Raw genomic sequence first — 24,345 nt, 5'->3', positions numbered from 1 at the left:
CTGAGACTGTTTAGTAGCCCATCAGCCCAAATACTTCGCGGCGGCTGCGCTGATCGTCGCGAAAGCAGCCCATGATCCGGCTCGTCGTCATCATCACGCCGGGCGTGTTGACGCCTCGGGCAGACATGCAGGCGTGGCTGGCCTCGATCACCACCGCGACGCCGTGGGGGTGGAGATGCTCCCAGATACAGTCTGCGACCTCGGCAGTGAGCCGCTCCTGGATCTGCAAGCGCCGGGCAAAGCCATGGAGCACGCGGGCCAGCTTCGAAATGCCGACGACCCTGTCGCGCGGCAGATAGGCAATCGCCGCCTTGCCGATGATCGGTGCCATATGATGCTCGCAGTGCGACTGGAACGGGATGTCCTTCAGCAGGACGATCTCGTCATAACCGCCGACCTCCTCGAAGGTGCGATGAAGATGGACCCCGGGGTCTTCGCCATAGCCGCGGGCATATTCCTTCCATGCCCGGGCGACGCGCTGCGGAGTGTCCAGCAGGCCTTCGCGGTCGGGATTGTCGCCGGCCCAGCGGATCAGCGTGCGGACGGCATCCGCGACATCGTCGGGGACCGCGATCTTGGGGGTCTGCTCGACCAGGTCGCCATCATCGGGAGAAGCAGTCATGATTGACGATCCTTGAAAATTGGTGGCCTCGGAGGGACTCGAACCCACGACCTACGGTTTAGGAAACCGACGCTCTATCCACCTGAGCTACGAAGCCACGGCGCACTCGATACGGGGAGCGGCACGCATAATCAAATGGCCGGGATCGGGCGGCGATGCTCGAGCGCGGGGACCCGGGCGCGGACCTCGGCGATGCGGGCAAGGTCGACCTCGGCAAAGGCCAGGCGCGGGGTGTCGCCGGGGCCCATGTCGAGCAGCGGTTCGCCCCATGGGTCGATCACCAGACTGTGGCCGTAGGTGGCGCGATCGTCCTGGTGGCGGCCTCCCTGAGCGGCGGCGATGACGAACAGCCCGGCCTCGATCGCGCGTGCTCGCAGCAGGATGTGCCAGTGCGCCTTTCCGGTGGGCACGGTGAAGGCGGCGGGGACGGCGATAGTGTCGGCACCCGCTTCGGCCAGGCGGGCGAACAGGGCGGGGAAGCGCAGGTCGTAGCAGATGGTCAGACCGAGCGTGCCGACCGGGGTGTCTTCGACCAATGTGACGGCTTCGCCCGGGCGGTAGGCAGCCGATTCGCGCCAGCGTTCGCCGGTGGGCAGGTCGACGTCGAACAGATGAATCTTGTCGTAGCGGCCACGGATTTCGCCCGCCGGGTCGATGACGAAGCCGCGATTGGCAAAGCGTCCGTCGCCGGCCTGGAGCGCGAGACTGCCGAGGTGGATCCACAGTCCGCCGCGCGCCGCCGCTTCGCGCACGGCGGCAAGCGTCGGATCATCCTGTTCGGCGACGACATGGCCTCGTGCGCGATCGCGGTTGGCGTCGAGCAGCCCCGACATTTCGGGGGTGAACAGCATCGCCGCCCCGCCCGCCGCCGCATCGCGCGCCGCCGCCACCAGGCCGGTGCGATTGGCGGCGGGGTCGATCCCGGTCTGCGCTTGGTAAAGGGCGACCCGCGCCATCAGCCCGCCCCGGTCACGCCGCGAGCAGTGCGTCGAGCTTGCCCCGGCTTTCGAGCGCCATCAGATCGTCGCAGCCGCCGATATGGCGGTCACCGATGAAGATTTGCGGGACCGACGTGCGGCCCTTGGCGCGCTGGATCATTTCCTCTTTCTTCGGGCCACCCTGGTCGACGACGATATTGTCGTGCGCGACCCCCTTGGTGGCCAGCAACTGCAGCGCGCGGACGCAATAGGGGCAGGTCGACTTGGTATAAATTTCCACTTTGGCCACGAACGACTCCTTGTTGGCGATGAATATCAAAGCTGGCGATGAACATCAGGCCACGAATATAGGATTGCGAACGACCCGCGACCAGCACAGCAATTCAATATGGGTCGCCCCTGCCCGCTTCAGGGTCCGGGCGCAGGCGTTGGCGGTACTGCCGGTGGTCAGCACGTCGTCGATGAGGATCAGGGTGCGGCCATCGCATGCCTCGCGAACAGCGAACGCGCCGCGCACAGTTTTCTCGCGTTCGGCAAAGTTCATTCCCTTGAGCGGCGGGGTGGCGCGGGTGCGGCGGAGCAGGCGCGGCGCGACCTCAAGCCCGCGCATCCGCCCCAGTTCACGCGCGACAAGCAGCGACTGGTTGAAGCCCCGACTGGCGAGGCGGCGGCGATGAAGCGGCACGGGCACGAGCAGGGCATCGGCGGGGATGTCCCCCAGCAGCGGCGCCATGAACCGGGCCATCGCCTTGGCGAGCGCGATCTTGCGGCCATATTTGAGGCGGATCGCGACGGTTCGGGCGATGTCGCCATATTCGACCGCAGCGCGGGTGCGCGCGATCAGTGGCGGCCGGGCCAGACAGGCGGCGCACGTCCCGCTGTCGGTCGCGGCGAGCGGGATGCCGCAGGTCACGCAGCCCGAATTGCCGAGGAAATTGAGGCTGGTCCAGCAGGGGGGGCAGAAGCTGTGAATCGCCTCGACGATCGCGCCGCAGCCGGGGCAGCGCGGCGGAAGCGCGAAATCGAGGATGACCCGCCCGCCTGCGACTATCCAGCCCCTTGTCGTGACGAAGGCACCGCTCCACAAGCCGCCGCGATGAACCATTCCCTGTTCGATGCGAGCTTGCTCCCCTTGCGCCGCGCCCGGGCCGACGCGATCGGCGCCGACTATTTCCTGCATGAACGCGCATTCGACGAATGTCTCGACCGAATTGCCACGGTGCGGCGGGGATTTGCCAGCGCGCTGATGCTGGGCGAGGCGCGACCGGGGTGGATCGAGCGATTGCGCGCGGCCGGGGTCGACGAGGTCGCGGTGATTACTGGACCGGGCGACCCCCTGCCCGCCTTCGCGCCCGAGCTGTGCGTGAGCGTCGGCTATTTCGACACGGCCGACGAATTGCCGGCACTGCTCGGGCTGCTGCGGATGGCGATGGCGCCGGGCGGATTGCTGATCGGGGCGTTTGCCGGGGGCCAGTCGCTGCCCATGCTGCGCGCGGCGATGGCGGCTGCGGACCGGGCCGACGGTGCGGCGCGAGCGCATCTGCATCCGATGATCGACGCGGCCAGCTTTGGCGGATTGCTCGGCGCGGCGGGCTTTGTCGATCCGGTGGTCGATATCGACCGGGTGACCTTGTCCTATGCAAGCCTCGACCGGCTGGTCGGCGACCTGCGGGGGATGGCGGCAACCAACCGGCTGATCGAGCGGCCCCGGCAAGGCCTGTCTCGTGCCGGGCTGGCGGCGGCGCGGGCGCAGTTCATCTCGAATGGCGAGGACGGGCGGACAAGCGAACGGATTGAGATAGTGCAATTTTCTGGATGGGCCCCCGAAGGCGCGCCCAACGAACCAAGGTCACCCCGCCGTTAACCCGGTCATCAGCAGCTTTTCTTAACCTTGCCGCTTTAATCGTGGGACCGTGGACGTGGACCAGAGGAGGGGAGGCTGATGGCTATCCCAACAATGTTGCGCAAGCTTCGCGCTGACAAGCGAGGGGCGACTGCGATCGAATATGGACTGATATGCGCGTTGATCGTGATTGCGATGGTCGGTGGCCTGTCGTCGCTTGGCGGCGGCACACTGGGCATGTGGACCAAAATCGCGGACAATGTGACGAATAGCGGATGATCGCCTTGTAGAGTGGACATTTCTCAGATGAGCCGGGACTGGACACCCCGGCCCACCCGATCTGTCAGCGACGCGAGCCGTAAACGACGAGTTTGACTTTCGAGCCGGGGACCAGCCGGCTATTGGCCTGCAGGTTGTTGAGCGATGCGAAACGCTCGACCTGGAAATTGCGATAGGCGGTCCGGCTGGCGAGCGACTGGACCGTGTCGCCCCGACGCACCGTTGTCACCGCGATCACCCTCGGGCGAATCGCCGCCGCTTCGGCCGGGCTGATCCGGCGAAGCGAACCGACCATCGACTGGAATGGCCCCAGACCCTGCCCGCCCTGCGTCAGCGTGACGAAATGATAGGCCTGGGTCGCACTCCACTGATAGGCGAAAATGCTGACATCGACGACGCCGCTGTCGGTCTGGGTGCGTCCGGTGGTGTAATAGGCCGGGATACCGTTGACATTGGTCTGCTGGAGCGGGCCCATCTGGACCTGCGCCTGGCCGCCGGTTAGCTGCTGGAGCACCTGGCCGACATAGGCCTGCATGTCGCCATTGTAGCGACCGGTCGAGAATTGGGCCTTCCCCGGCGTGCCCTCGATGGTCACCGCATCAGCGCCGTTGGACATGGTGAAGCCGGTCGGAATGGTGAATTGCAGGCGCAGGTCGGGGTGGGTGAAGGTCAGCCCCTCGACCACACCCTGTGCCGGATCATCGTCGACCTTGACCCCATTGAGTTGCGCCAGGAAGGCGTCGCGGTTGCGCATCGTGGCACCACTGCGGGCGAACTGGGCGGCAAGCTGGCGCGCCTGTGCAGAGCGGTTTTCCGACAATGGGTGGGTGCTTGCCCATTCGGGGGTCGAGCGGCCGGCCTTGCCCTGGACCCGGGCCTCGAGCGCGGCCGAGCGGGTCAGCGCATCGAGCATGGTCGACGACGCGGTCGGATCGTAGCCGGCCTGGGCGATGTAGCGGATCCCGAGCTGGTCGGCCTCATATTCCTGGCTGCGCGAGAATTTGAGCGTCGACAGCTGGCCGTAGCGCTGGAGCCCCTGGCTGATCAGGCTGCCGAACGGATTGTCGCCCACGACCCCGCCGACGATCGCGCCAAGCACGCTGAGGATGGAATTGCGCGACGACGCCTTCTGGCGGGTGCGGCTATGGTCGGCGGCGACGTGGCCGGTTTCATGACCCAGGACGAATGCGAGTTCGGCCTCGTCGCTCATCAGCCCCATCAGCTGGCGCGTGATGTAGACATAGCCGCCAGCGACCGAAAAGGCGTTCTCGACCGGCGAGTTGAGCGTGGTGAAATGATAGGCCTGGCCGGGATCGAGCGTGCCCGACTGCGCGGCGACCTTGCGCCCGATGGCCCCGACATAGGCCGCGCGGGCACCGGTTTCGGCACCGCCATATTCGGCAATGATCGCCTGATTCTGTTTCGAGGCCTCGGCGACGTCAGCGGGGCGAAGGCTGCGCAGCTGGGCCAGCGCTGGCGCGCCAATGAGGGCGGCGGCACTAAAGAAAAACAGGGACTTGCGCATAATCGACTCCGGAATATTCACGAACGGACTGGCAGGAAAGCGCGGATGTCGCGTGATGGTTCCGTAACGACTTAGCCGATGGCGAGGAACTTGGCACGCCGCTGGGCACGAAGCGCATCGGGCGTGAGGGGGGCGAGGCTGTCGAGCTCCTCGCCGATTGCGTCACGCAGCGTCTCAGATGCGGCCGCCGGATCACGGTGGGCACCACCGAGCGGCTCGGAAATGACACGATCGACTACACCCAGAGCCTTAAGGTCGGCGGCGGTGACCTTCATTGCATCGGCAGCATCGCTCGCCTTGTCGGCGGTGCGCCACAAGATCGAGGCACAACCTTCGGGCGAAATGACCGAGTAGATGGCATTTTCGAACATCAGCACGCGGTTGGCAGCGGCGATCGCCACCGCTCCGCCCGAGCCACCCTCCCCGACGATGATCGCGATCATCGGCACGCCAAGCGCGAGGCATTGCTCGGTCGAGCGGGCGATCGCCTCGGCCTGGCCGCGCTCTTCGGCCTCGACTCCGGGGAAGGCACCGGGGGTGTCGACCAGGGTAACCACGGGCAGGCGGAAGCGGTCGGCAAGCTGCATCAGGCGGATCGCCTTGCGATAGCCCTCGGGCTTGGCCATGCCAAAATTGTGGCGCAATCGGCTGGCGGTGTCGTCGCCTTTCTCATGGCCGATGAGCATGACCCGGCGCTCGCCAATGCGCGCGAGGCCGCCGAGGATCGCGGGATCGTCGCCGAATGCCCGGTCGCCGGCGAGCGGAACGAAGTCGGTCGCGATGCCAGCGAGATAATGTTTGAAATGCGGCCGATCCGGATGACGCGCGACCTGCGCTTTCTGCCACGGGGTCAGCCGGGCATAGGTATCGCGAAGCAGCTTGCTGGCCTTTGCCTCGAGCCTGGCCACATCGGCGTCGATGTCGAGCGCGCCGTTTTTCAGGGCGGTTGCGCGAAGGTCGGTGACGCGATTTTCAAGTTCCGCGATCGGCTTTTCGAAATCGAGATAGGTGATGGCCATGGCGACGTGGGGTAAGGGCGAGCGCCCGAGAGGTCAACGAATTGGCTTACAGTGCAAAAAACCGTGCCAGCCCGCTGGTACAGCACTACTTTGGAACATCGGCCAACGGATGGCGCGCGTTGACCAATTCGACCAGCCGCGCGCTGTCGACATGGGTGTAGATCTGGGTGGTCGCGATGTCGGCGTGACCGAGCAACGCTTGAAGCACGCGCAAGTCGGCGCCCCCGGCCAGCAGGTGGGTAGCGAAGGCGTGGCGCAGGACGTGGGGGCTGACCCGGGCCGGCGCGATGCCCGACGCGGCAGCCATGGCGCGGACGATCTGGAACAGGCGGACCCGGCTGAGGTGAGCCTTGCCCCCGGGAAACAGCCAGGGACCATCCTTGGCGAGGGTCTCGCGCCATTTCGCGGCGGCGGCGTGGGCGCGCTGCGAGATCGGCACGAGGCGTTCCTTGCCGCCCTTGCCCTTGAGGATCAGAAACGGCTGCTCGGGGCGGAGCGAGGCCTTGGGGAGCGAAACGAGTTCGGTCGCGCGCAATCCCGAACCGTAGAGGAGTTCGAGCAGCGCAAGGTCACGAAGCGCGGTTGGAGCGCCCGATGCGGCGCGATCCTCGGCCTCGCGGAACATGGCTTCGACTTCGTGGGTGTCGAGGATTCGCGGCAGGGGGCGCTGGTGGACCGGGCGGGGAAGCGCGGCGGAGGGATCGTCCTCGCGAAAGCCCTCGTCGAGCAGGAAGCCAAAAAAGCGGCGAAGCGCGGCGGCGCGGCGGGCGACGGTCGACGAGGCGAGATCGCGCCACGCCTCGCCGAGCCCCTTGAGCGCCTCGACATCGGCGGTCGAGACCTGGCCGAGGGCCTCGGCGCCTGCCTCCAGGTCGCGGCGATAGGCGAGCAGGGTGTTGCGCGCCGCCCCCGCTTCGGCCGCCATCATGTCGAGGAACCGGTCGACCAGCGCGCGGTCGTCGGGGGTCACGACCAAGCGCGCCGTACGGGGCGCGACATCAAAAGCGAGCACCGTACGGTGCGCGACATCAAGAGCGAGCGCCGTTCGGTGCGCGACATTAGGAGCGACTCAGTGCTTCGGCGGCGATCATTCGGGCGTTGAAGCGCTGGCCGGTCTCGTTGAGCGCCTTGACACTGTGGAGCAGGAAGCGCGCCGGGACCGCGCGCCAGGTGGCGGCGTTGAACGACAGGCCGGCGAGGATGGTCGCGCTGCCCCCCTGCCCGCGCCTGGCCGCGCCCTTGATCAGCCCGCTCCATTCATCCTGCCGCCCAAGGCCATAACCATAGCGATCGGACAGGCTGAGCGCGGTCGCGTCGTCGATCCGCCCAAGACCGGCAAGCCCGGCGACGAGCAGTGCGCCGCGGCGGCCTTCATCACCATCGTTGCGCCCGATGAAGCTGGAGATTCGCCCGCTGCTGGTATCAAGCCCGGCGGTCGAGGGCGCGCCAAGCACGAGCATCGCCCAGCAGCGGTCCTCGGCAGCATCGTCCATCTTGGCGACGACCGGTGCCCAGCGCGCGGCATCTTCGTCGAGCCCGGCGGCGAGCATCGAGGCGATGAGGTCGGGGGCGTCCTTCTGGAGCGCCGCGTCGGGGGTGATTCGGCTGGCGGCGATGCCGAGCATGGCGCGGGTCGCCTCGACTTCGAGCGGGCCCCTGGCCTTGTCCCACAAGTGCCGCATCGCCGCGAGCCTGGCATTCTGGTCGTTGCCGACAAAGGCGAGGCGCAGCTGGAATGCGTCGGTCTGGGCGAGTTCATCAGTATCGGTGCGGTCGTAAAGGGCGGCGTAGAGATCGATCAGCGACTGGCCCGAGAACACCCCGAGCCCGGCACCGGTACGCATCGCGGGCAGGCGCTGTTCGGCCGACAGCATCGGCGCCCGCGCCTGCCATGCGCGCAACTGGAGCGAGGCCTTGTCGAACAGGCGGTCGGGCGGCGCGAGGCCGGTCGCGCTGGCGAGGCCAAAGCGCCACGCACTGAGCTGTTCGACCCCGTCCCATTCGATCGTCACGGCGCGGGCGGTATTGGCGCCGGCCCCGACCAGCTTGTCGGCCAGGCTGACGTCGATCCCGCCAAGGCGACTGCGGCGACGCGACTGGTTGATGTCGGCAGCCGCAGTCTCGGGATTGCCCGACAGCGACGAGCAGATGGCATCGACCAGCGGAGCAATGCCCGGTTCGATATCGCCCATGTCGGCGCGCATCGGACAGAGAGCGGCGGGGTCGGCGCTGGCAAGTGCGCTCTGGACCGCGATTTGCGAGAGCTTGGGGGTGAAATCGGCGACGTCGACCCCGGCAACGAGCATCCGCGCGGCGTCCGCCTCGCCCATCCGCAGGAGGAGCCAGGCACGCTCTGCGACCCAGTCGGCGGGGTCGACACCATAGGGCGCCGGGGCGCGGGCGAGGAGTGCATTGCGAAGCGCGATATGCAGCCAGCGCGACGGCAATGTGCCTTCGGTCGAGCGCATCGCGCGTTCGAGGAACAGCCCGCTGGCGGCGCCGAACGGGTCACTGCCGAGGCCGAGCGCGGCAGGATCGAGCCGCCCGACGAGCGACGGATCGCGGCGGGCGGCGTCGGGCACTTCGGGCGGATCGGCGGCATTGGCTGCAGCGACGTCGGCACTGTCGAGCGAATCGCTTTCGGCGACCTGAACCTCGCTGCCACCGGTGGCAGGCGCAGGGGTGGTGTCGGTCGCGGTCGCCGGGGCGGCTTCGGTCGTAGGGGTGTCGGACTGGGGACGCGAAGTCGTTGGCGAGGTAGCGGGGCGCGGGGTGGTAGTGCCAGACTGGCGCGGAGGCGAAGGAGGGGGCGGGGGCGCGGGATCGCCGAAGCCCGGCGGCAGGATCGACGTCGGTCGCTCCTGCGCCAGCGCGGGCAGCGCCAGCACGACCAGCGCCGCTGCGGCGAAGAGCTTAGTGCGCTGCCGATTCACGAGCGACGTCGACCTCGACCGGCTGAACCGGGCCCATCTTGGCGTTGTGCGACAGGAAGAACAGCAGCCCGACGATCAGGACCAGCACGATGCCGAGCGGGACGAGCGGGTTGATCGGTCGTCGGCGCATCGGCGCAGACTGGATTTGATTGAGCGACGAGCGGGCCATGAATATGTCCTGGGAAAAAGGGTCGCTTAGGCTTTTGCCCGAGTGGGGCCCCCCATGTATAGCCCTGCCTTGTGCAAAAAATGCTTCTCCCCCTCGACCGCCCGGTTGTCCTCGTCGGCCTGATGGGGGTTGGCAAGTCGACCATCGGCAGGCGGCTCGCGCGGCGGCTGGGGATCGACTTCATCGACAGTGACGATGCCATTGCCGACGCCGCCGGCGCTTCTGCCGGTGACGTGTTCGAACGTTATGGCGAGGCGAGCTTTCGTGACGGCGAGCGGCGGCTGGTGGCGCGGCTGGTCGAGGGGCAGGTGCGGGTGATTGCCACTGGCGGCGGGGCGTTCGTCGATCCGCAGACCCGGTTGTTGCTCAACGAGCGGGCAATCACGGTGTGGCTCAACGCTCCGGTCGCGGTGCTGGCCGAGCGGACGGCGCGACGCGACACCCGGCCGCTGCTCAAGGGACCCGACGCGCGGCAGGTGCTGGAGCGGCTCGCGAAGGAACGGGCGGGGGCGTATGGCGAAGCGCATATCCATGTGACGAGCAGCCAGGGGGCGCATGGCGAGGTGGTCGAGACGATCGTCGTCGCGCTCCAGCGGCGGCTTCGCGAGGCGGGCTAGGCGGCGTCTTCGATCGCGGCGAGGAGAGCGCGGAAGGGGAGGAGGATGGCGCCGTGACGGCCGGTCCTGGAGCGCGCCGGTTCGAGGATTTCGAGGCCGGGCCATGGGGTGTCGAGAGGAGACGCTTGGACACGGTGCCGTAGCCAGTCTTCAATAGCCTCTAGGGCGGACCTAAGCTGTTGTTTCGATTGACCTATTGCGTGGGCGGCCATGAGTGCGGCGCTGGCCTGGCCGAAGGCGCAGGCGGTCACTTTTTGGCCGAGCTCCAGAACCCTCCCCTGCCCGTCCAGCCTGACCGTGACGACGACCCGGCTGCCGCAGGTGGGGGAGCGGAGGTCGGCGGTGCCGTGGGGGGCGTCGAGCAGGCCGAGGTGGGGGATTGCGCTGGCAAGGCGGAGGATGTCGCGGGTGTAGAGCGGATCGCTCACGCGCGGCGCCACGTCGTCCCGGCTGGGCTGTCCTCGAGGATGATGCCGTCGGCGGCGAGTTCATCCCGGATGCGGTCGGCGGTTGCGAAATCGCGAGCGGCTTTGGCGGCGCTGCGGGCGGCGATTTGCGCGTCGATTTCCCCCGAACCGGATCCGTTTTGGCCTCCATTGGGGGAGATGTCCGGTCCTTTGAACCAAGTCTGAGACGACATACCGAGCAGGCCGAGTATCATGGCCCCTGAAAGAGCCCGGCGAGCATCGTCGAGCACGGAGTCGGAGACATTATCGGCAAATAGCGCACCCCCAAAGCCAGCACCGATCGCAGCAATGGCGAGCGGCGTGTTGAGATCATCGCCGAGGGCTTCAAGCATCGGTGCGCCCGGGTCATGCGCGGCACGCTCGACGGGGTTAGTGGCGGATGGGCCATTGATCCGTTGATCAGCCCCGCTCTGTTTAGTCTGGTGGTCTTCGAGCACGACCTTGGCTCGGTACCAGCGGTCGAGGGTCGCCTTGGACTGAGCGATAAGCGCGTTCGTCCACGGCAGCGGGGACCGATAGTGGGCTGAGAGCAGGGCCAACCGCAACGTTTCGCCGCGGTGGCCGTCGGCGAGGAGTTGGTCGATCATCACCACGTTGCCGAGCGACTTGCTCATCTTCTCCGCGCCCATGTCGACGAAGCCGTTGTGGAGCCAGTAATTGGCCAAGGGCGCGCCGGCGTGGGCGCAGCGGCTTTGGGCGAGTTCATTTTCGTGGTGGGGGAAGATCAGGTCCTGCCCGCCGCCGTGAATGTCGATCGTCTCGCCCAGGTGCGCGCGGATCATTGCGCTGCATTCGATGTGCCAGCCGGGGCGCCCCCTGCCCCACGGGCTGTCCCAGCCGATGACGTCGGGAGTGCTTGGCTTCCACAGGACGAAGTCGGCGCCGTCGCGCTTGTAGGGGGCGACCTCGACCCGGGCGCCGGCCAGCATCGACTCGCGGTCGCGGCGGCTGAGCATTCCATAATCGGGGTCGGAAGCAACCGCGAACAGGACATGGCCCTGCGCCTCATAGGCGTGACCCTTGGCGACGAGGTCGGCGATCATCGCGACCATTGGCGCGATTTCAGCGGTGGCGTGGGGGGCAAGGTCCGGCGGGGCGACCCCGAGCGCGCCGGTGTCGGCGAGGTAGAAATCCTCGAAGCGTTTGGTGATGACCGAGGGATCGACGCCCTCGTCCTTCGCGGCGGCAATGATCTTGTCGTCGACGTCGGTGACGTTGCGGGCATAGACCAGGCTGTCGGGCCCGTAGGTGTGGCGGAGCAGCCGGGCGAGCGTGTCGAACACCACCGCCGGGCGGGCGTTGCCGATGTGAGCGCGGCCGTAGACCGTAGGCCCGCAGACATACATGGTGATGCGGCTGGGGTCGGCGGGGATGAACTCGCGCTTCTCGCGCGCCATCGTGTCGTAGAGGCGGATCATTTGCCGGTCGGCCCCTGCGCCGCGACGTGGCGGCGGGTCTCGACGAAATCGACGATCGCGCGGCCGCTGGCGTTGAGCAGGGGGAAGGTCCGCGAGGCGCGCAGCCATTCGGGGCGTTTGGCCTGCGTTCCCCAGATCATGTCGGTGCTGAGGTTGACGAACAGGAAGAACAGGGTTGCGGCGAGGAGGCCCTTGAGCATGCCAAAGCCGCCGCCGAGGAGGCGGTCGATCGGGCCGAGGATCGATCGCTTGGTCTTCCCGCCGATGTTGCGCGCGGCGAGGCGGATGGCGAAGAAGGTCGGCAGGAACAGCAGTGCGAAGGCGAGCGCGGCGGCGCCCGAAGCACTGCCGACGACATGCGCCGCGAGATAGGCCTGGACCGGGGTATGGAAGGCTTTGAGCACGACGATCGCCGCGATCCACGCCGCGAGGCTGAGAATCTCATGCGTGAAGCCACGCAGGAAACCGACGAGGGCGCCGCCGCCGATGAGCAGGAGGACGAAGATATCGAGCGCGGTCATGACAGTCCGCTAGCGAAGGCGGCGCCCCAGCGAAAGGGCTGATAGCCGCAGCGAGGCCGCGACGGTGGGTGGATGGAGCTAGGCGACCTGCATGATGCGCGGCGCCATGGCGTGCCACCACTGGGTTCCCCACAGGCCATGAAGAAAAAGCGCAAACGGCAGATTGATCATCAGCCAAATCCAGTAGGCCCGATGAACCCGTCGATTGCGGTACACATCCCATGCGAACATCGGCGCCACCGCCAGCAGCGTATAAAGATCGCTAGCCAGGAAGCTGTTCGGAATGGTCGTCGGCAACCACGCAATGCGGTCGATTCCGGCCGGCAGGGCCATGGCCGTTGCGAGTATCATCATCCGCTTATGCAGGCCGGAATCGACGCGCCGCGCGCGCAAGCCAATCAGCAGGAACACCGAGAACAGGATCCCGATCCGTAACTGGACCAGCAGGATATTATCGCGCCCCTGCATCCGCTGCACCAATTCGTCATGCATCGAGGGCGAGGCAGCCAGCATCGCGTGCCAGCCAAAGAGATACATTGTGTGTGCCAGGAGGAACCCGGCCACGACCATCGCCGGCGCGACGATAAATGATGCGACACCCAACTCGCGGTGCAAGGCCCCCCGGCCGGTCGCCATCAGGAAGGTCTGCGTCCACAACAGCACAAGGAAGCTTCCCATCAGGACGGCGTGGACGTGCATGATGAGCGGAAACGGTGGCCGTTCCCCGGCGTTGACGGCCGCGATCTTGGTCAGTGAATCGGGGATGAAGCCGAGCAGCACGAGCAGGATGAACAGCGACACGGAAATGACGTAAATCCAGCGGTCGAGGAACGCCGCGCGGGGCGTCCCCGTCAGCCGATCGGGCAGTGCCCCCTCACGCGCAAAATTCAATACCCCGGTCGCCATGATTGTTCCCCCGACTCACCATGAGAACTGGCCCCGTATGCGGCGGGTCGCATGATATCGGGATTAGGCGACTTCGACCAGACCATTGCCATGCGTCGTCTTTTGCGCGAGCTATTAGCGGCCCAAAATCTGATCCACCAACGAGCGCAAATTGCCGAAGCGGGTCAGGGCGATGCCGCCCTCTCCTTTATCCACACCGGCCGGGACCCAGGCGCGGGCGAAGCCGAGCTTGGCGGCTTCCTTGAGGCGGAGAGCGGCGTGGCCGACGGGGCGGACTTCGCCGGACAGCGCGATCTCGCCGAGCACGACCGAATCGCCGGGGACGGGGCGTTCGGATAGCGCCGAGACGAGCGCGGCTGCGACGGCGAGATCGGCAGCGGGGTCGGAGAGTTTATAGCCGCCAGCGACGTTGAGATACACTTCGGCGGTGGCGAAACTCATCCCGCAGCGCGCTTCTAGCACGGCGAGAACCATGGCGAGACGGCCTGCGTCCCAGCCGACCGCCGCACGGCGCGGGGTGGCGCCGCTGGCGAGACGGACGACGAGCGCCTGGATTTCGACGAGGACCGGGCGGGTGCCTTCCAGGGCGGGGAAGACGGCGGTGCCGCTGACGGGCTCGCCGCGCTGGGTGAGGAACAGGGCGGAAGGATTGGGGACCTGGGTAAGGCCAGCGCCTTCCATCGCGAAGACACCGATCTCGTCGGTCCCGCCGAAGCGGTTCTTGACCGCGCGGAGGATGCGATACTGGTGGCTGCGCTCGCCTTCGAAACCGAGCACGGTGTCGACCATATGTTCGAGCACGCGTGGACCGGCGATCGAACCGTCCTTGGTGACGTGGCCGACGAGGACGACCGCGGTGCCGCTGTCCTTGGCATAGCGGACGAGTTCCTGGGCCGAGGCACGGACCTGGCTGACGGTGCCGGGGGCGCCCTCGATCAGGTCGGAGTGCATCGTCTGGATCGAATCGATGACAAGCAAGGCGGGGGGTTCGCCCTGCCCCAGCGTGGTAAGGATGTCGCGGACCGAGGTGGCGGCGGCGAGGCGGACGGGGGCACCGCCAAGGCCAAGGCGGATAGCGCGCAGCCGGACCTGGTCGGCGGCTTCCTCGCCCGACAGATAGACGACGTCGCGCCCGGCGCTGGCCATGTTGGCGGCGACTTGCAGGAGCAGGGTCGACTTGCCGATGCCGGGGTCGCCGCCGATCAGCGTGGCCGAGCCGGGGACGAGCCCGCCGCCGACGGCGCGGTCGAATTCAGCAATTCCGCTGGCGAGGCGGGGAGGGAGCGCGACCGCGACGTCGAGCCCGACGAGATCGATCGCGCGGCCGCCAGTGGAGAGGTCGTGCTTCTGCGCGAATACGGTGGAGAGGGCGGCGGCCTCCTGCTGGATCGAGTTCCACTCGGCGCAGTCGGGGCATTGCCCCTGCCAGCGCGACTGGGCCGAGCCGCAGGCGGTGCAGACGTAACGGGTTTTGAGCTTGGCCATTGCGTTGGATGTAGCGGCGGGGGGATTGCGCCGCTAGAGCCACAAGGTGAATTGGATCCCGTTGCCTCTCAGAATCCCCGCATTTCGCGCTTATTGGCTGGCGCGTTGGACATCGACCATTGCCCAGCTGGCGATGGTCGTCGTCATCGGCTGGCAAGTCTATGATATTGCCCGTCGGACGATGCCGCTCAACGAGGCGGCGCTGCGGCTGGGGATCATCGGGGTGGTGCAGTTCGCGCCGTTGTTCCTGCTGGTCCCGCTGTCGGGCTATGCCGCCGACCATTTCGACCGGCGCTGGGTCGGGCGGGGGACGATATTGCTCGAGTTGGGCTGTGCCGCCGCGCTTGGCTGGTATGCGTGGCACGGCACGACGACGCTGACCGCACTGTATGTGGTGGCGGCGCTGCTGGGGGTGGCGCGGAGCTTTTCGGGGCCGGCGTTCCAGGCGCTGGCGCCCAATTTGGTGCCGCGCGAGATATTGCCGCAGGCGATCGCGCTGTCGTCAATCTCGTGGCAGTCGGGGTCGATCATCGGCCCGGCGCTGGGCGGTTATCTTTACGCGATCGGGCCGAGCCTGCCCTATTCGGTGAGCGCGGTCCTGTTCGGGATCGCAGCGGTGGCGACCTTCGGGATTCCGGCGGTGGCGCGGCCGCTGGTCGATACGAGCATAAGTTTCTGGCGGCGGACGACCGAGGGGATCCGCTATGTGCGGACCAACCGGCTGGTGCTCGGCGCGATCAGCCTGGACCTGTTCGCGGTGCTGCTGGGCGGGGCGACGGCGATGCTGCCGGTTTATGCGCGCGACGTGCTTCATGCCGGGCCCGAGGGTTTTGGCAACCTTCGGGCGGCCCCTGCGGTGGGCGCGACGCTGACCGCGATATGGTTCTCGTTCCGGCCGATGAAGACCAATGTCGGCGCCAAGATGCTGTGGGCGGTGGCGCTGTTCGGGACGGCAACGGTCGTGTTCGGCCTGTCGACGTCGATGGCGCTGAGCCTGGTCGCGCTGGCGGTACTGGGCGCGGCGGACATGTTCTCGGTCAATATTCGCCAGTCGCTGATCCAGCTCCACACCCCCGACGACAAGCGCGGGCGGGTCGGGGCGGTCAGCTCGCTGTTCATCAGCGCATCGAATGAGCTGGGCGAGGCCGAGAGCGGTTTCCTCGCCGCTTTGATCGGGCCGGTGACAGCCGTCGTCGCCGGGGGTATCGGGGCGATCGTGGTGGTCGCGCTGTGGGCGTGGAAATTTCCAGAGTTGCGCCTTGCCAAGAGTTTCGACCCACCCGATCTAAGCCCCTCGACCAAACCCCAGGAGCCCGCGACATGAAGGCCAATTCGATCCTCGACACGATCGGCAACACCCCGCACGTGCGCGTCAACCGACTGTTCGGCGGGCGCGCCGAAGTGTGGTCGAAGAACGAGCGATCCAATCCGGGCGCATCGATCAAGGACCGCATCGCGCTGGCGATGATCGAGGACGCCGAGACGAGCGGCAAGCTGCAGCCGGGCGGCACGATCATCGAGCCGACATCGGGCAATACCGGGATCGGACTGGCGATGGTCGCCGCGGTCAAGGGCTACAAGCTGGTGCTGGTCATGCCCGAAAGCATGAGCCTGGAGCGGCGGCGGTTGATGCTGGCCTATGGCGCGACCTTCGACCTGACGCCGCGCGAAAAGGGCATGAAGGGCGCGATCGCCCGCGCCGAGGAGCTGGTCGGCCAGACACCCAATTCATGGATGCCGGCGCAATTCGACAATCCCGCCAACATCACGATCCACGAAACGACGACGGCACAGGAAATCCTGGCCGATTTCAAGGACTCGCCGATCGACGCGATCATTACCGGGGTCGGCACCGGCGGGCATCTCACGGGGGTGTCGCACATCCTCAAGAAGGCGTGGCCGGGCCTCAAGGTGTTCGCGGTCGAGCCGACGCTGTCGCCGGTGATTTCAGGTGGCGACCCGGCCCCGCACCCGATCCAGGGGATTGGCGCGGGGTTCGTCCCGACCAACCTCGACATGGCCGCGATTGACGGCGTGATCCTGGTCGCGCCCGAAGATGCCAAGGAATGGGCCCGGCGATCGGCGCGCGAGGAGGGCGTGCTGGTCGGGATTTCGTCGGGCGCGAGCCTGGCGGCAATTGACCAGAAGCTGGCCGAGCTGGGCGACCATCCGCGCATCCTGACGTTCAACTATGACACGGGCGAGCGCTATCTCTCGGTGCCCGATTTCCTGCCCGAATAGCTAAGGCTAAATTTACCCGCCGAAATGGAAATATTGTTAACTTACCGCCGCTAACAAGGTCCGCGAAAGTGGACCAGTCATGCGTCAGGCGAGATTCGCGAGTGCAGTAGAAGGGATTGAGGCCGGCCGCAGCGCAAGCGTGGCCGAAGCCCTGTCCTTCGACGTGTCCCCCAAGGACAGCGCGCAGGACGAAATGCTGGCCGAACAGCGCGTTGCGCAGCTTTACCATGTCCCGCTGCTGCTTGGCGCGATGCACTTGCTGTGCGCGGTGGCACTGTTCATCAATTCGATCATGCGTGGCGACCTGGTCGTGGCGCGCGCGGTGGCCGGCGCACTGTGCGTGGCGATGGCGCTCGACCTTGTTGCGGCGGCGGCGATCCGATTTCGCGCGCAGGTCAGGCTCTCGCCCCACGTCGTCACCCGGCTGGTGTGTGCCTATGTCATCCTGGTCAGTGCGCAATGGGCGTGGCTAAGCCACAGTGGTGCGGGCAACCCCGCGCTGGTGGCGTCGGGATTGCTGCCCTTGATGATCGGCGCCGGAGTGACCGTCACCGCGATCGTCGCGATCGAATCGCCGGCGATCACGGTGCTGTGTGGCTTTGTCGGGACGACGGCGAGCGCAGTCGTCAGCGAGCGCGGCAATTTCGTGCTGGGGATTGCAGCGCTGTCGTTGGTGATCGTCGCCTATTCGGTGGCGGGCGCGCGGACGATGATCGCCGGGGCACGACGCAGGTTGCAGCTCGACGCCGACGCGCAAAAGGCGCTTCGCTTCGTCACCGAGTTCGAGAATAGCGGGCGCGGCTGGTTCTGGGAGACCAATGCGCAAGGGACACTGTCCTATGTGTCGCAGCAGTTGGCGGACGATTTCAAATGTACGGCGGCGCAGATGCTTGGGCGCCAGTTCACCGACCTGCTGTCGGTCGGGGTCAGCACCAGCGAGGGGCCGGTGCGCGAGGAACGGACGCTTGGATTCCACCTGTCGGCACGCTTTCCATTCTCCGACGTGGTGGTCCGCGCGGCGAGTGACGAGGATATTCACTGGTCGCTGTCGGGCAATCCGATTTTCGACGAGCATGGCCGATTCTATGGCTTTCGCGGGATCGGCACCGATTTGACCGAGCAGCGCCGGTCGGAGCAGGAAATCAGCCGCCTGGCGCGGTATGATTCGCTCACCGGCCTGCCCAATCGGGCGCTGATGCGGCAGACGCTCGACGAGGCGTTGCGCAACGCCGCGAGCCGACAGAAGGGCTGTGCGCTGTTCCTGATCGACCTCGACCGGTTCAAGAATGTCAACGACACGCTGGGCCATCCGGTCGGCGATGCGCTGCTCCGCCAGGTAGGCCAGCGGCTGACCAGCGTGATGGGCGACCATGGCAAGGTCGGCCGGCTGGGCGGTGACGAATTCAAGGCGGTGCTGCCGGGCATGGTCGATGTCGGCCTGCTCGAGTCGCTCGCGCGCACGCTGATCGAGCAGATATCTCGGCCTTACATGATCGAGGGCAATCGCGTGACGATCGGCGCTTCGGTCGGGATTGCGATCGGCGATCCGGGGCGGAGCTGCGCCGACAGCATGGTGCGCAATTCGGACCTGGCGCTTTACGCCGCCAAGGCCGCCGGGCGCGGCAAGCACATGTTCTACGAAGCCGCGATGCACAGCGATGCGGCCGAACGCCAGGCGCTGGAAAACGACCTTCGCCAGGCGCTCGATCGCGACGAGATGTGGGTCGCCTACCAGCCGATCGTGCGCACCGCAGGCGAGGAAGTGTGCGGCTTCGAAGCGCTGCTGCGGTGGAAGCATCCGACTCGCGGGGCAATCTCGCCCGACAAGTTCATAGAGCTTGCCGAGGAATGCGGGATGATCAGCAAGATCGGGCAGTGGGTGCTGGAAACTGCGCTGATGGAGGCCGCCAACTGGCCCGACCATGTGCGCATCGCAGTCAACCTGTCGCCGATCCAGTTCAACGATCCGGGAATTATCGATGTCGTTGCGGTCGCGCTGAGAAAATCGGGGGTTCGCGCCGAGCGGCTCGAGCTCGAGCTGACCGAGGGCGTATTCCTGGCCGAAAGCGATGCCACCGACGAGACGTTCGCCAAGCTCAAGAAACTGGGTGTGCGGCTGGCGCTCGACGATTTCGGGACGGGCTATTCATCGATGCGCTATCTGAAGAAAGCGCCATTCGACAAGATCAAGATCGACCAGAGTTTCGTTCGCGGGGCGGCGTCGAGCGTCAATCGCAACGGGGCGATCATCCGCGCGATCGTGACGCTGGCCGAGAGCCTGGACATGGATACCACCGCAGAGGGGGTCGAGACTCACGACGATCTTCAGTTGATCCGCGAATTGGGGGTCAGCCAGGTCCAGGGCTATATCTTTGGCAAGCCGGTCGGCTGGGAAGAAGCGCGCGCGGTGGCCAATTCGACGCGGGTCGAGGCCGATGGCTATGACTGCACGCGAGAACCACGCCACCGGCTGATGCGCCGCGCGGTCGCCTCGATCGGCGGGGTCCGGACCGAGATCAAGCTGCGAAACATCTCGATCATGGGCGCGCTGGTTGAAACGCTGCTGCCGGCGACTCCGGGGCAGACGCTAACAATCGATATTGTCGGGGTCGGACCCGTCGTCGGCACGGTGCGCTGGGCCCAGGCCGGTCAGTTCGGAGTGCAGTTCACCGAACAGTTCGACCTGAGCCGACTGGCGCCCAAGGCGGTCGACAACGGCCAGCCGAAAAGCACTGGCTGGCACGCGTCGGCAACGCGCAAGGCGGGCTAAAACGCCTCCATCGGCAGCGCCATCAGCGTCTCGGCACCGGCCTCGACCTTGCGGCGGAGGGCTGAAGCACCGGCCAGCTCGCGGGTCGCATAGAAGCGTGCGGTGACGATCTTGGCCTCATGGAAGCCGCGATCCTCGCTGACGTCGCCCTTGAGCTTGTCGCTGGCGGCGGCGATCTTGAGCCACATCCAGCCAAGGGTGACCATACCCATCAGCTGCATATAGGCATAAGCGCCGGCGCCGATATTCTCGGGGTTGGCCATGCCGTTCTGGGCAAACCACATGGTCGCGGCCTGAAGCTGGCCAAGGGCTTTTTCGAGCGGCTCGGCAACCCCGGCGGGATCGCCCGCGGCCTTGGCCTCCGCAATGTCACGGCTGAGCAATTCGAAATAGGCGCGGATCGCGCGGCCGCCATTCTGGGCCAGCTTGCGCCCGACGAGATCCATCGCCTGGACCCCGTTCGTGCCTTCGTAGATCTGCGCTATACGGGCGTCGCGAACGAACTGGTCCATGCCCCATTCGCGGATATAGCCGTGGCCGCCGAACACCTGCTGCATGTTGACCGCAACTTCGAACCCACGGTCGGTGAGGTAGCCCTTGATCACCGGAGTGAGCAGCGAGATGAGGTCGTCGGCCGACTGACGCTCGTCCTCGGTCGCGGCCTTGTGGGCGAGATCGACCTGGAGCGCGCCCCACAGAACGAAGGCGCGCGCGCTCTCGTTGAAGGCTTTCGCCTCCATCAGCATGCGGCGGACGTCGGGGTGGACGAACAAGGTATCGGCCTTGGCATTCGGGTCGCGCTTGTCGGGCAGCAAGGCGCGGCCCTGGCGGCGGTCCTTGGCGTAGGCAACCGCGTTCTGATAGGCGACTTCGCCCTGGGCAAGGCCCTGCAGGCCAACGCCGAGGCGGGCCGCGTTCATCATGATGAACATCGCGGCAAGTCCCTTTTCGGGCTCGCCGACCAGGAAGCCGGTGGCGCCGTCATAGTTCATGACGCAAGTCGAATTGCCGTGGATGCCCATCTTGTGCTCGATCGAGCCGCACGACAGGCTGTTCTTCTGCCCCAGCGAACCGTCGTCATTGACCATGAACTTGGGCACGATGAACAGCGAAATGCCCTTCACCGTATCGGGTGCGCCGGCAATCTTGGCCAGCACGAGGTGGATGATGTTGTCCGACATGTCGTGCTCGCCCGACGAGATGAAAATCTTCTGCCCGCTGATCGCATAGCTGCCGTCGGGATTGGGATCGGCCTTGGTCTTGATGAGCCCAAGATCGGTGCCGCAATGCGGTTCAGTCAGGTTCATCGTGCCGGTCCAGGTGCCCGCCACCATGTTGGGGAGATAGGTCGCCTTTTGCGCGTCAGTGCCCTTGGTCAGGATCGAGGCGATCGCGCCGGCGGTCAGGCCGTGGTACATTTCGAACGCCTGGTTGGCCGACAGGACATATTCGCTGATCGCGGTCGAAATGACGTGGGGCAGCCCCTGCCCGCCGAATTCCTCGGGGGCTGACAGCGTGGTCCAGCCGCCGTCGCAAAACTGCTTGTAAGCATCCTTGAAGCCGGTCGGGGTCGTGACACTGCCGTCGGGATGGCGGGTACAGCCTTCTTCGTCACCGACGCGGTTGAGCGGGGCGAGGACTTCGCTGGCGAAGCGGCCGCCCTCGGTCAGGATCGCCTCGACAAGATCGCTCGTCGCGTTCTCGAAACCCGGCAGGTTGGAGTGATTGGCAAGGCCGACGACATGGTCGAGCAGGAAGCGCGTGTCGCGGACGGGGGCGGTGTAACTGGGCATGATCAGTCCTTCGGTTGGCCGGAGACCAGGGCGATGAATTCGTGGAGTTCGGTGAGCGTGGCGTCGATGTCGTGGCGCTGGCGTTCGAGCGCGGCCACCCGTTCGCGGCAGCGTTCGAGGGTCACGAGCCGCTGGGTCTCGCGCTGGTCGCCAACATCGTAGAGGTCGATCATCTCGCGGATCGTCGCGAGGCTGAACCCGACGCTCTTGCCGCGCAGGATCCAGGCGAGGCGGGCACGGTCGCGTTCGGAATAAAGCCGCTGGAGCCCGCGCCGTTCGGGCGAGATGAGCTCTTCATCCTCGTAGAAGCGGAGCGCACGGGCGGTAACGCCGAACTGCTCGCACATCTGGCCGATCGAGAAGAGTCGTTCCTGAAGCATGGCGACGTGCTACCTGCCCTTTACGCGAACGTCAAGTTCAAGTGCGATGGTCCGCTGCTGTCAGCGCGAGGCGAGCCGTGGTTCGGCGGCCAAGCTGCTTCCCGGCAGCAGGAAACGAACGCGGCGCGTGGCGAAGTCGATCGACACCTTGTCGAAGCCGCGCAGAGCATTCATTCCCAGCAGCAGCGCTGGACGATCGCCAAGCTCAAGCTGGCCGAACACCGGCGAATCGGTGAAGGCGATATACAGATGCTGCAATTCGACCCCGTCGAGGTTGAGCGACGCGATACGGTACAGCTCGGCCTGCACCTTCTCGCCGGCAACGGTCAGCAGCTCGATCGGTTGACCCGAAGCACGATTGCCGAGCAGGCGGCGGCGAAGGGCGCCATTGCCGATCGTCACCTGGCTACCGGTGTCGATCACGACCGTCGTCGGCGAGCCGTCGACCGTTGCATGGGTGAACATCAGGCGGCCGTGACGGCGCCGCGCCTCGACCACGATCGTCCCGCTCTCGGCCGGAAAATCGGCGGCGCGCGACGGGCTGACCCCCATGATCCCGCGGCGAAAGTCGAACAGCACGCGCGATGCGACCAGGCTGTCGACGCCAAGCAACCCGTCGGCACCGATATGCTCGGTCTCGAGCGTCGGCGCGGCGACGACCGAGAAACGGCGGGTCGCGACTTCAATCTCGCCGATATCGACCGTGGCGACAATGCTCGGGCCTGCGACGCTCTGGATTCGGGTCAGCGGTCCGGGTGGCAGCGACAGACGCTGGGCCAGTTGACGCGAGATGATGGTTCGCTCGGCACCGGTGTCGACAAGAAAATGATAGGGGCCTTTGGTGCCAACCCGGACCGCGACGGTCATCCGGTTATTGGCGTCATTGGCAATGCGAAGATCGTGCGCCTGGTCCGCCGGGGTCGCTGGCGGTGGCAGTACGGGGCCCGGCGGCGGAGCGGCGGCCATTATCAGCGGAAGCAAGACGGTCAGGCGGATCGAGCGCATGGCACGGCCTTTCGCGGGCCGAGGGCTTGGGCCCGGCCGCAAGATTACGCTTGTCCGCGCCACGCGGCAAGCGTGCCGGGCAAGCGCCCTCCCCCCGGCCAGCCGCACCCTATTTTTGCTTGTGCATCCGCTTGTGCATTGCGCGGTGAGCCTTGTGATGCGCCATCATTTTGGCGCCGTGCCCCTCGTAGGTCTGGGTGCAACGATCGGTCACGGCCTTGGTGCACGGGGGCATGTCGCCGACGGCCGCAGCGGGGGTGAATACCGACGACTGGTTGGGGTTGACGGTGACCGTTGCGCCCGGCGCAATGGTCAGCGCCTGGTTGACGCCGGTCGGGGCGGTCGCTGGAGCCGAGACGACCGCGATGCCGCGCGCATCGGTCCCCGTCCCGCCACGAGACTGGGCGGCGGCCGACCCGGCAGCAAGGCTGGCGGCGATCATCGCGCCGGCGATCAGCGTGAAATTGTTCATGGCAACATCTCCTGTTGTGCGTGGCCGGCGCGCTGCGACAGCGCGACCGGGCAAGACCCTAAACGCGAGGCGCGCCGAATGTTTCATTGTCCACCAGCGGCGGGAGGCGCTGGACACCTACAATCGATTGGGTAGGCTGAAACCCCGCTTTTACAATCCTTTGATGCCACGAAGCCCCGCCAATGTGGGGCGAACCCTAACCAATCAGTAACGCCCTGAAGCTTATTCCTTGAGCACAGGGCAGCTCAATGGGGTCGCTCACGAACCAGTCACGACGGCCAGGGAGCGACTCAGTGGACGAACAGCCGGTCGAGACGACCATCTACAGCCTGTCCGAAATTCCCCCGGCGGCGCCCGATGATCGCCGCGAGGGTGAGCGTCATCTGACGCTGTATCGGGTTGGTTCGGTGACCATCGACCAGCGCCGCGAGCTGTGCCTGATCAAGAATATTTCGGCCGGCGGGATGATGATCCGCGCGTATTGCCCGATGCGCGAAGGCATGAAGCTGGCGGTCGAGCTCAAGAGTGGGCAGCCGATCAAGGGCGTCGTGTCGTGGGCTCGCGAATATAACGTCGGCGTGACCTTCGACCAGACGATCGACGTGATCGAGATCTTGTCCGCGTCGATGGACGGGCCGCGACCGCGCATGCCGCGGATCGAGGTCGAAACCTATACCACGGTCCGCGAAGGCGCGACGACCTACCGGATGCGCGCGTGCGACATCAGCCAGGGCGGAATCAAGGTTGAATCGCTGACCATCCTGCCGCGCGGCAGTGATGTCGTCGTGACGCTGCCCGGCCTGGCCCCGGTGCCGGGCGTGATCCGCTGGGTCGACGAGGGATTTTGCGGGATAACCTTCAACCGGCTGATCGCGCTGCCGCAGCTGGTCAACTGGTTGCAGGAACAACGCGGCGGCATTCGCGCGGTCGGCTGAACCCAGG

The 24,345-nt window shown here is 66.3% G+C and carries 25 protein-coding genes and 1 tRNA gene; 7 read left to right on the top strand and 19 right to left on the bottom strand.

Features of this window, described 5'->3' with window-relative positions; all coding sequences use genetic code 11:
* Nucleotides 1-10 precede the first annotated feature (10 nt).
* From folE to U1700_RS14140, 5 genes are all read right to left on the bottom strand, one after another.
* Nucleotides 11-622, bottom strand: a complete 612-nt coding sequence (gene folE / locus U1700_RS14160; RefSeq protein WP_332753327.1) for a GTP cyclohydrolase I FolE — start codon at nucleotides 620-622, stop codon at nucleotides 11-13.
* A gap of 20 nt (nucleotides 623-642) precedes the next feature.
* A tRNA-Arg gene (locus U1700_RS14155) sits at nucleotides 643-719 on the bottom strand.
* Nucleotides 720-753: 34 nt separating this feature from the next.
* On the bottom strand, nucleotides 754-1,578 hold the full coding sequence (locus U1700_RS14150) for a carbon-nitrogen hydrolase family protein (protein ID WP_332753326.1): 825 nt from the start codon (nucleotides 1,576-1,578) through the stop codon (nucleotides 754-756).
* A 13-nt stretch (nucleotides 1,579-1,591) separates the two neighbouring features.
* A complete protein-coding gene (gene grxC, locus U1700_RS14145; RefSeq protein ID WP_332753325.1) occupies nucleotides 1,592-1,849 on the bottom strand; it encodes a glutaredoxin 3 in 258 nt (85 codons plus the stop codon).
* A 45-nt stretch (nucleotides 1,850-1,894) separates the two neighbouring features.
* Nucleotides 1,895-2,665: a ComF family protein gene (locus tag U1700_RS14140; RefSeq protein ID WP_332753324.1), complete on the bottom strand. Its 771-nt coding sequence runs from the start codon at nucleotides 2,663-2,665 to the stop codon at nucleotides 1,895-1,897.
* Here U1700_RS14140 and U1700_RS14135 point away from each other — a divergent pair.
* Both U1700_RS14135 and U1700_RS14130 read left to right on the top strand, forming a co-directional pair.
* A complete protein-coding gene (locus U1700_RS14135; protein ID WP_332753323.1) occupies nucleotides 2,657-3,424 on the top strand; it encodes an SAM-dependent methyltransferase in 768 nt (255 codons plus the stop codon). The genes U1700_RS14140 and U1700_RS14135 overlap by 9 nt on opposite strands.
* 78 nt (nucleotides 3,425-3,502) lie before the next feature.
* Entirely contained in the window at nucleotides 3,503-3,682 is a 180-nt protein-coding gene (locus U1700_RS14130; RefSeq protein WP_332753322.1) for a Flp family type IVb pilin, read from the top strand.
* Between the two features lie 64 nt (nucleotides 3,683-3,746).
* Here the strand turns inward: U1700_RS14130 and U1700_RS14125 are convergent, their stop codons facing one another.
* The 5 genes from U1700_RS14125 to U1700_RS14105 all read right to left on the bottom strand — a co-directional run bounded on the left by U1700_RS14125 (nucleotide 3,747) and on the right by U1700_RS14105 (nucleotide 9,328).
* Nucleotides 3,747-5,207, bottom strand: coding sequence for a M48 family metalloprotease (locus U1700_RS14125; RefSeq protein WP_332753321.1), 1,461 nt, complete (start codon nucleotides 5,205-5,207; stop codon nucleotides 3,747-3,749).
* A gap of 71 nt (nucleotides 5,208-5,278) precedes the next feature.
* Nucleotides 5,279-6,226 (bottom strand): acetyl-CoA carboxylase carboxyltransferase subunit alpha, encoded by a 948-nt coding sequence (locus U1700_RS14120; RefSeq protein WP_332753320.1) that lies wholly within the window; start codon nucleotides 6,224-6,226, stop codon nucleotides 5,279-5,281.
* Nucleotides 6,227-6,311: 85 nt separating this feature from the next.
* Nucleotides 6,312-7,196, bottom strand: coding sequence for a tyrosine recombinase (locus tag U1700_RS14115; RefSeq protein ID WP_332753319.1), 885 nt, complete (start codon nucleotides 7,194-7,196; stop codon nucleotides 6,312-6,314).
* An 88-nt stretch (nucleotides 7,197-7,284) separates the two neighbouring features.
* A complete protein-coding gene (locus U1700_RS14110; protein ID WP_332753318.1) occupies nucleotides 7,285-9,159 on the bottom strand; it encodes a hypothetical protein in 1,875 nt (624 codons plus the stop codon).
* A complete protein-coding gene (locus tag U1700_RS14105) occupies nucleotides 9,140-9,328 on the bottom strand; it encodes a hypothetical protein (protein ID WP_332753317.1) in 189 nt (62 codons plus the stop codon). Before U1700_RS14105 ends, U1700_RS14110 begins: the two co-directional genes overlap by 20 nt.
* An 80-nt stretch (nucleotides 9,329-9,408) precedes the next feature.
* Between U1700_RS14105 and U1700_RS14100 the strand changes: the two genes are divergently transcribed.
* Nucleotides 9,409-9,945, top strand: coding sequence for a shikimate kinase (locus U1700_RS14100; RefSeq protein ID WP_332753316.1), 537 nt, complete (start codon nucleotides 9,409-9,411; stop codon nucleotides 9,943-9,945).
* Here the strand turns inward: U1700_RS14100 and U1700_RS14095 are convergent.
* The 5 genes from U1700_RS14095 to radA all read right to left on the bottom strand — a co-directional run bounded on the left by U1700_RS14095 (nucleotide 9,942) and on the right by radA (nucleotide 14,742).
* On the bottom strand, nucleotides 9,942-10,373 hold the full coding sequence (locus U1700_RS14095) for an iron-sulfur cluster assembly scaffold protein (protein ID WP_332753315.1): 432 nt from the start codon (nucleotides 10,371-10,373) through the stop codon (nucleotides 9,942-9,944). The two genes, U1700_RS14100 and U1700_RS14095, sit on opposite strands and share 4 nt — an antisense overlap.
* Nucleotides 10,370-11,830: a cysteine--tRNA ligase gene (cysS, locus tag U1700_RS14090; protein WP_332753314.1), complete on the bottom strand. Its 1,461-nt coding sequence runs from the start codon at nucleotides 11,828-11,830 to the stop codon at nucleotides 10,370-10,372. Before cysS ends, U1700_RS14095 begins: the two co-directional genes overlap by 4 nt.
* On the bottom strand, nucleotides 11,827-12,351 hold the full coding sequence (locus U1700_RS14085) for a CvpA family protein (RefSeq protein ID WP_332753313.1): 525 nt from the start codon (nucleotides 12,349-12,351) through the stop codon (nucleotides 11,827-11,829). The genes cysS and U1700_RS14085 overlap by 4 nt, the downstream gene beginning before the upstream one ends.
* Nucleotides 12,352-12,429: 78 nt before the next feature.
* Nucleotides 12,430-13,257 carry a hypothetical protein gene (locus U1700_RS14080; protein ID WP_332753312.1) on the bottom strand — a complete coding sequence of 276 codons (828 nt, stop codon included), beginning with the start codon at nucleotides 13,255-13,257 and terminating at the stop codon, nucleotides 12,430-12,432.
* 114 nt (nucleotides 13,258-13,371) lie between these two features.
* On the bottom strand, nucleotides 13,372-14,742 hold the full coding sequence (gene radA / locus U1700_RS14075; RefSeq protein ID WP_332753311.1) for a DNA repair protein RadA: 1,371 nt from the start codon (nucleotides 14,740-14,742) through the stop codon (nucleotides 13,372-13,374).
* Between the two features lie 61 nt (nucleotides 14,743-14,803).
* Here radA and U1700_RS14070 point away from each other — a divergent pair, with 61 nt between their 5' ends.
* The 3 genes from U1700_RS14070 to U1700_RS14060 all read left to right on the top strand — a co-directional run bounded on the left by U1700_RS14070 (nucleotide 14,804) and on the right by U1700_RS14060 (nucleotide 19,753).
* Nucleotides 14,804-16,066, top strand: a complete 1,263-nt coding sequence (locus U1700_RS14070; RefSeq protein WP_332753310.1) for an MFS transporter — start codon at nucleotides 14,804-14,806, stop codon at nucleotides 16,064-16,066.
* Complete coding sequence (gene cysK / locus U1700_RS14065; RefSeq protein ID WP_332753309.1) at nucleotides 16,063-16,983, top strand: cysteine synthase A; 921 nt, start codon at nucleotides 16,063-16,065, stop codon at nucleotides 16,981-16,983. The genes U1700_RS14070 and cysK overlap by 4 nt, the downstream gene beginning before the upstream one ends.
* A gap of 139 nt (nucleotides 16,984-17,122) precedes the next feature.
* Nucleotides 17,123-19,753 (top strand): putative bifunctional diguanylate cyclase/phosphodiesterase, encoded by a 2,631-nt coding sequence (locus tag U1700_RS14060; protein WP_332753308.1) that lies wholly within the window; start codon nucleotides 17,123-17,125, stop codon nucleotides 19,751-19,753.
* Here the strand turns inward: U1700_RS14060 and U1700_RS14055 are convergent.
* From U1700_RS14055 to U1700_RS14040, 4 genes are all read right to left on the bottom strand, one after another.
* The gene (locus U1700_RS14055; protein ID WP_332753307.1) at nucleotides 19,750-21,546 is read right to left on the bottom strand and encodes an acyl-CoA dehydrogenase C-terminal domain-containing protein; all 1,797 of its coding nucleotides are present in this window, start codon (nucleotides 21,544-21,546) and stop codon (nucleotides 19,750-19,752) included. The two genes, U1700_RS14060 and U1700_RS14055, sit on opposite strands and share 4 nt — an antisense overlap.
* A gap of 2 nt (nucleotides 21,547-21,548) precedes the next feature.
* Nucleotides 21,549-21,926, bottom strand: a complete 378-nt coding sequence (locus U1700_RS14050) for a MerR family transcriptional regulator (protein ID WP_332753306.1) — start codon at nucleotides 21,924-21,926, stop codon at nucleotides 21,549-21,551.
* A gap of 60 nt (nucleotides 21,927-21,986) precedes the next feature.
* On the bottom strand, nucleotides 21,987-22,931 hold the full coding sequence (locus tag U1700_RS14045) for a retroviral-like aspartic protease family protein (RefSeq protein WP_332753305.1): 945 nt from the start codon (nucleotides 22,929-22,931) through the stop codon (nucleotides 21,987-21,989).
* A gap of 109 nt (nucleotides 22,932-23,040) precedes the next feature.
* The gene (locus tag U1700_RS14040; RefSeq protein ID WP_332753304.1) at nucleotides 23,041-23,403 is read right to left on the bottom strand and encodes a hypothetical protein; all 363 of its coding nucleotides are present in this window, start codon (nucleotides 23,401-23,403) and stop codon (nucleotides 23,041-23,043) included.
* A 293-nt stretch (nucleotides 23,404-23,696) separates the two neighbouring features.
* Between U1700_RS14040 and U1700_RS14035 the strand changes: the two genes are divergently transcribed.
* Nucleotides 23,697-24,338: a PilZ domain-containing protein gene (locus U1700_RS14035; protein ID WP_332753303.1), complete on the top strand. Its 642-nt coding sequence runs from the start codon at nucleotides 23,697-23,699 to the stop codon at nucleotides 24,336-24,338.
* Nucleotides 24,339-24,345: the final 7 nt, after the last annotated feature.

This window comes from Sphingomonas sp. RB1R13, from assembly GCF_036663775.1.
Taxonomy (GTDB): Bacteria; Pseudomonadota; Alphaproteobacteria; order Sphingomonadales; family Sphingomonadaceae; genus Sphingomicrobium.
The sequence above is the reverse complement of the archived record's forward strand: the minus strand, read 5'-3'. Positions and strand labels throughout refer to the sequence as shown.